4 protein-coding genes are annotated in these 6,000 nt (G+C 67.8%); all 4 read right to left on the bottom strand.

Annotated elements, in window-relative coordinates:
* Positions 1 to 186: 186 nt before the first annotated feature.
* Positions 187 to 2,364, bottom strand: coding sequence for a primosomal protein N' (locus tag RUU78_RS21940; RefSeq protein WP_313919876.1), 2,178 nt, complete (start codon positions 2,362 to 2,364; stop codon positions 187 to 189).
* A 72-nt stretch (positions 2,365 to 2,436) separates the two neighbouring features.
* Complete coding sequence (locus tag RUU78_RS21935; protein ID WP_313919875.1) at positions 2,437 to 3,423, bottom strand: ornithine cyclodeaminase family protein; 987 nt, start codon at positions 3,421 to 3,423, stop codon at positions 2,437 to 2,439.
* Complete coding sequence (locus RUU78_RS21930; protein ID WP_313919874.1) at positions 3,420 to 4,307, bottom strand: bile acid:sodium symporter family protein; 888 nt, start codon at positions 4,305 to 4,307, stop codon at positions 3,420 to 3,422. The genes RUU78_RS21935 and RUU78_RS21930 overlap by 4 nt, the downstream gene beginning before the upstream one ends.
* A 27-nt stretch (positions 4,308 to 4,334) precedes the next feature.
* The gene (locus RUU78_RS21925) at positions 4,335 to 5,498 is read right to left on the bottom strand and encodes a membrane dipeptidase (RefSeq protein WP_313919873.1); all 1,164 of its coding nucleotides are present in this window, start codon (positions 5,496 to 5,498) and stop codon (positions 4,335 to 4,337) included.
* Positions 5,499 to 6,000 lie beyond the last annotated feature (502 nt).

Below are 6,000 nucleotides of genomic sequence, written 5' to 3'. Positions count from 1 at the left end.
AGAGTGATCGCCCAGAACCGCAGGTTCTGATCACTCTGAACGCCCAACGGGCCGGACCGGCCAATGCGTAGCGTTGGCCAGGGTTGTGGAGATCTGGTGCATGGCCCAAAGGCGACACGGTTTTCGGCTGCTGCGGTGCGCGGCGAAGATCTGGTGCACGTCCCAAGGGCGACAGTCCCAACGACCTCAGTACAGATCAACAGGATCGACATCCAGCGACCAGCGCACGCGCCGCGCCGAGGGCAGCTGGCGCCACCGTTCCATCCAGCCGGGCAGGGCCGACTGCAGGCGCGCGCGGTCCAGGGAGGACAGCAGCAACTGGCTGCGCGCGAGACCTGCGCGCAAGGGCATCGGCGCCGGCATGGGGCCGAGCAGCGCGACATCTTCGGCCTCGCCCGCCGCGGTGACACAGGCGGCGAGGAACTCCAGCGTCGCATCCGCCTCCTTGGCTTCCGCGCGCAGCAATGCCAGGTGCGCGAACGGCGGCAGCTCCGCGGCGCGGCGTTCTTCGAGCAGGCTCTGGGCGAGTGCGCGATAGCCGCCGCGCAGCAGGACCGCGAGCAAGGCGTGATCCGGATGATGTGTCTGCAGCAGCACCGTGCCCGGCTTGCTCGCGCGACCGGCGCGGCCGGCGACCTGCACGATGAGCTGGCCCAGGCGTTCGCTCGCGCGAAAATCGATGCTGTGCAGTCCTTCGTCGACGCCAAGTATCGCGACCAGGGTCAGGTTGGGCAGATCGTGTCCCTTGGCCAGCATCTGCGTGCCGACGTAGATGCCGGGCTGGTGCGGCCCCAGGCTGTCGAGCAATGCCTCGAGCGCGCCGCGCCGTCGCGTGGTCTCGCGGTCGATGCGCACGACCGGCATTTGTGGAAACAGCTCGCTCAGCGCTTCTTCGAGACGTTCCGTGCCCTGGCCCTGCGGCATCAGTTGGGTGCCGTTGCACTCGGGACACTGCACCGGCACGCGCCGCTGCGCTTCACAGTGATGGCAGGCGAGGCGGCCGCGCTGGCGGTGCAGCGTCATGGGCTTGGCGCAGCGCTCGCATTCGGCGTGCCAGCCACAGTCGTGGCAGAACAGCACCGGCGCATAGCCGCGCCGGTTGCGGAAGATCAGCGCCTGTTCGCCGCGTGCCAGCGTCTCGCGCAGCGCGAGCAGCAGCTCCGGTCCCAGACCGTGAGCCAGGCGCGAGCGCCGCGCATCGACGACGCGCAAGTGCGGAGGCTGTGCGTTGCCGGCGCGCAGCGGCAGTTCGAGCTTTTCGTAGCGGCCGGCGGCGACGTTGGCGAGGCTTTCCAGCGATGGCGTGGCCGAACCCAGTACGACCGGAATGCCCAACGCGCGCGCGCGCACCACGGCGAGATCGCGCGCGCAATAGCGGAAGCCATCCTGCTGCTTGTATGAGGTGTCGTGTTCCTCGTCGACCGCGATCAGGCCCAGCCGCGGCAGCGGCGCGAAGATGGCCGAGCGCGTGCCCAGGATCACGGCCACGTCGCCGCGCGCGGCAGCAAGCCAGGTGCGCGAGCGTTCGCCTTCGGCGAGGCCCGAATGCAAGGCATGCACGCGATGGCCGAAGCGGTCACGGAAGCGGCGCAGCGTCTGTGGCGTCAGGCCGATTTCGGGCACGAGCACCAGCGCCTGATCGCCGCGCGCGAGCACCTGGTCGATGAGGCCCAGGTACACCTCCGTCTTGCCGCTGCCGGTCACGCCGTCGAGCAGCCAGGCCTGGAATTGGCCGAGCGACGCGGCGACGCGATTCACGGCCTCGTCCTGTGCCGGATTCAGCGGCGGCGCATCGATGCGTGCACTAAGGCCGGCGCTCGCGGCGATCGCGACCGTCTCGACCAGGCCGCGCTGGCGCAGCGCCGACGCGCTGTCGCGCCAGCGAGGGATGGCGAGATCCAGCGCCGCATAGGTCAGCGGGCCATCGGCGAGGCGTTCGAACAGTTCGCGTATGCGCGTGCCGCGGCGCAGCGTGTCGGCGCTGGTCTCGCGCCCCTCTGCGCTGAGCGCCAGCGCGCGATAGCCTTCGAGGGGCAGCGGCTTGGCCTGGCGCAGCCCAACTGGCAAGGCCGTTTCCAACACGGCGCCCAGGGGATACTGGTAGTAGCGTGCCGCCCATTGCAAGGTAGCCAGCAGTTCGCCGCCCAGCAGCGGCTGCTTGTCGAGCACCGCGCTGATCGGCTTGAGCTTGTTGCGCGGCACGTCGCTGGTCTGCGCGCTGCCGACGACGATGCCGACCTGCTTGCCCGGACCAAATGGCACCAGCACACGGCAGCCCGGCGCCGGCAATGCGCCTCGCGGCGCAAGGTAGTCGAACAACTGCGGGAGCGGCACCGGTACGGCGACGCGCAGGATGTCAGGCATGGACGCTGATTCGGGTAGTGCAGCACGGAGCCGGTACGGCAACGCCGTGCAGAGTAGCTGGGGCTGGTCGCACTAGAAACCAATCACCGTGCCGAAGCCGCGCTCGCGTGCGCGCCGCACGAGAAACTGCGCCGCAGCGAGGTCCTGCACGATGCTGCCGAGCGATTTGTACGCGGTGATGTCCGTGGAGTGGAGCCGTCCTGCCAGGCGGCCTGCGAGCAGCTCGCCGATTTCGCCCAGCACATGCGCGTCGTCGACGAGGCCGGCCTGCTTCGCCCGCAGGAATTCGGCGCCCTGGCGCAGCACGGACTCGCGGTGATCGGCGAAGAGGCGCACGCGCTGCACGACCGTGTCGTCGACTTCGACCGGCCCGGCGCGTCCTGAACCGACCAGATTCAGATGCATGCCGGCTTCAAGCTGATGGCCAAACAGGATGGGTTCGCTCGCGGCCGTCAGGCAGCAGACGATGTCGGCACCGGCGACGGCGGATCCGACATCGTCGCAGGCGAGGAGTGTCGCGCCGTGGGTCTGTGTATCCGGGCGCTCGCGCGCGACGAACCCATCGGCGCGCGCGCGCGAACGGCCCCAGACGCGCACCTCGACAATATTCCGCACCGCCGAAATCGCCTGCAGATGCGTCGCCGCCTGTTCGCCATAACCGAGCAGCGCGAGCACGCGTGCATCGCTGCGCGCGAGTGCGTCCGTCGCCAGTGCCGACGCTGCGGCCGTGCGCAGCGCAGTGACCGCGCTCGCATCGACGATCGCGATCGGCGCGCCGCTGTCCGGATCGAACAGCGTGATCAGTCCCTGATGCGAGGAAAGGCCGCGCTCGAAATTGCGCGGGAATACGCTGATGAGTTTCGCGCCGAAGCTGCCGTCGCCGAGCGTCCCGGGCATCACGCCGAACGCATCGCCGTCGGCGAGATCGAGCACGCTGCGCAAAGGCTGGCGCGCGCGGCCGTCGGACAGGGCGATCATGGCGCCGCGCAGTTCGGCGATGCAGTCAGCCGCATCGAGCTGTGCGCGCACCGTCGCGCCGTCGATGACGAGCAGGCTCATGCGGTCGCGGGCACCGCGGCCGGGCGGCGGCGCAGCCAGCGTACGAGCAGACCTGCGTTGAGCACCATGATGATGCCGTAGATCGTCGGCGTGATCGCGAGCGACATTTCCTTGAGCACCGACAAGGAGAGAAAGGTCGCCATGGTCGCGTTGTGGATGCCGACCTCGATCGCGACGGTCAGACTGTCGTTGCGGTCGAGCCGCAGCAGCCAGGCGATGCCGAGGCCCAGCGCCATGCTCGCGGCGTTGAGCACATAGGCGGCCGGTCCGGCGTAGAGCAGATTCTTGAGCACCAGATCCAGGCTTACGAGCACCGCGAACGCGATCACGGCGATCAGCACGATCAGCGATGCGGGCCGCAGCCATACCGACAGGCGCGCCGCGGCAACGGGCCAGAGATGGCGCAGCAGCATGCCGGCCAGGATCGGCGCGAGCGTCATCTGTGCGAGCTGCAGCATGGTCCGGGGTACCGACAGCGGCGGCACCTCGCCGGCGACGAAGTAGTGCGCCAGCGCCCAGTTCATCAGCGGCGGGATCGTGAACACCGTGATCAGGCTGGAAACGGTCGTCAGCACCACGGCCAGCGCGACGTTCGCCTTCGCTGCATAGGTGATGGCGTTCGAGGTGATGCCGCCGGGGCAGATCGCGAGGATGAAAAGTCCGGTCGCCATCGCGGGCGGCAGGCGGAACAGCCAGATGATCAATACCGCCAGCGGCGGCAGCAGCACGAGCTGGCCGAAAAGTCCGCCGAAAACGGCGCGCGGGTTGCGCGCGACTTCGGCGAAATCGCGCGGCAGCAGCGAAAGCCCCATGCTGAACATGATCGCGATCAGCCCCGCCGGCACGACGATACGGTTGACCAGGGCGATGAAGTCGTCGGACATGGGCAGATTCCGGTTTGTTGTATCGCGCTATTGCCAGATCGCCTTGGCGTAGCGCAGGAAATTGCCGCCGAGGATCTTCTCGACGCGCGTCGGGCTGTGGCCGCGCTTGTCCAGCCGCGCAGCGAGTTCGAAGAATTGGCTGGCCCCGCGCAGGTCGACCGCGAACGGCAGCGTATGCGGACCTTCGCCGGCCGCCGCGATGCCGGCCTTGCGCCGTTCTTCGATTTCGCGCGCGAGCACCGCGCGATAGGCATCGAGATCGTCGATCTGGGTCACGCTGCCATCGGTGCCGATGCCGACCGCATCCTCGCCACAGACCTTCACCGCGTGCTCGATATGCGCGACCACGTCGTCGGCCGTCACGATGCCCCTGGGATTCAGGAACGGCATGAAGTAAATGCCGACGAAGCCGCCCTTGTCGGCGACGAGCTTCAGTTCCGCGTCGGTCTTGTTGCGCGGCAGGTCGACCAGGGCGCGGCAGCCGGTGTGGTTGATCGAGATCGGCTGCCGGGACAGGCCGGCCGCTTCGAGGCAGGTCTTCTCGCCGCTGTGGGACAGGTCGACCATGATGCGGTTGTCGTTGAGGCGTGCGACGACCTCGCGCCCGAACGGGGTCAGGCCGCGGTTGTCCTTCGCCATCGCGCCGTCGCCGACGGCGTTGGCAGGGTTATAGGTCAGCTGGATCACGCGCACGCCGAGATCGGCGAACACGTCGACGCGTTCCAGCTTGTCGCCGAGCATGGTCGTGTTCTGGAAGCCGTAGATCAGCCCGACCTTGCGCCCGGCCTGCGCCTTGCCGATGTCGGCGGCGCGCAGCACCTTGCAGACGACGTCCGGACGGTCCTGTATCAACCGGTCGTACAGCGCGATCTCCGAGACCGTGCGTTCGAACGGATCGCCGGGGCCGGCGACGTGGCCGAGCGTGCAGTTGACCGCGGTCAGGCCCGAAGCACGCAGATCGTCGAGCTCGCGCGCGTCGATGCTCAAGCGCTCGCGCTTGCTCTCGGCGATGCCCGAGGTGTCTGCATCCGGATCCCGCACGTTCGGGTTGCCCAGCGAGCCCAGCGCATTGATGACAGTCCGGCCGCGCCAGCGTGCATAGGGATCCGCCGCGGCCGGCAGTGGTGGCGCCAGCGCGCCGACGAGCGCGACGGCGCCCAGTCCCAGGAAGCTGCGGCGATCCAGCGTCATGACGAGGCTCCGGCGGGACGAAACGCCGATCATCTCCGAGTGTCACGGGCTGCGCCAGGGTCCGCCTTACGTCCCGCAGCCGTGCTCGACTATTCCGTCACAATCCGGCCGGCATTTCTGGTCATTCTCTTAGCAATGATCTGCAGGGATCTGTTTTGAAAAGGATTTGGCGCTTATCCACAAGGCCTGTGGATAAGCTTGTGGATGAACGCCGGACAGGCGCGCGCAAAGGCCGTAGATACGCCCTTCGTCCGATGTTGGCGAATCTTTAATCAATTCGCCATATACCAGTTAAATCAATGACTTGAATTGTATTAAAAAGTTCATATGCTGCATTTTCGCGATTTGCGGCGGCGGCCGGCGGCAGCGCCGCCCGGCTGTGCACAACCCTTGACATGGCCGTCGTATTCGCTCCACCGCGCCGATGCTGGGTTTGCTGCGTGTCAACCGTCGGCGAGGTGGTGCGTTGAGGCGTCCAGTACACGGCGGGAACCGCGGCCGG

The sequence above is a fragment of the Tahibacter sp. genome (assembly GCF_032229445.1).
Taxonomy (GTDB): domain Bacteria; phylum Pseudomonadota; class Gammaproteobacteria; order Xanthomonadales; family Rhodanobacteraceae; genus Tahibacter.
The sequence above is the reverse complement of the archived record's forward strand: the minus strand, read 5'-3'. Positions and strand labels throughout refer to the sequence as shown.

Coding starts and splice junctions, on each gene's coding strand:
- RUU78_RS21935 (WP_313919875.1), bottom strand. CDS start 3,423: ATGAGCCTGCTCGTCATCGACGGCGCGACGGTGCGCGCACAGCTCGAT.
- RUU78_RS21940 (WP_313919876.1), bottom strand. CDS start 2,364: ATGCCTGACATCCTGCGCGTCGCCGTACCGGTGCCGCTCCCGCAGTTG.
- RUU78_RS21925 (WP_313919873.1), bottom strand. CDS start 5,498: ATGACGCTGGATCGCCGCAGCTTCCTGGGACTGGGCGCCGTCGCGCTC.
- RUU78_RS21930 (WP_313919874.1), bottom strand. CDS start 4,307: ATGTCCGACGACTTCATCGCCCTGGTCAACCGTATCGTCGTGCCGGCG.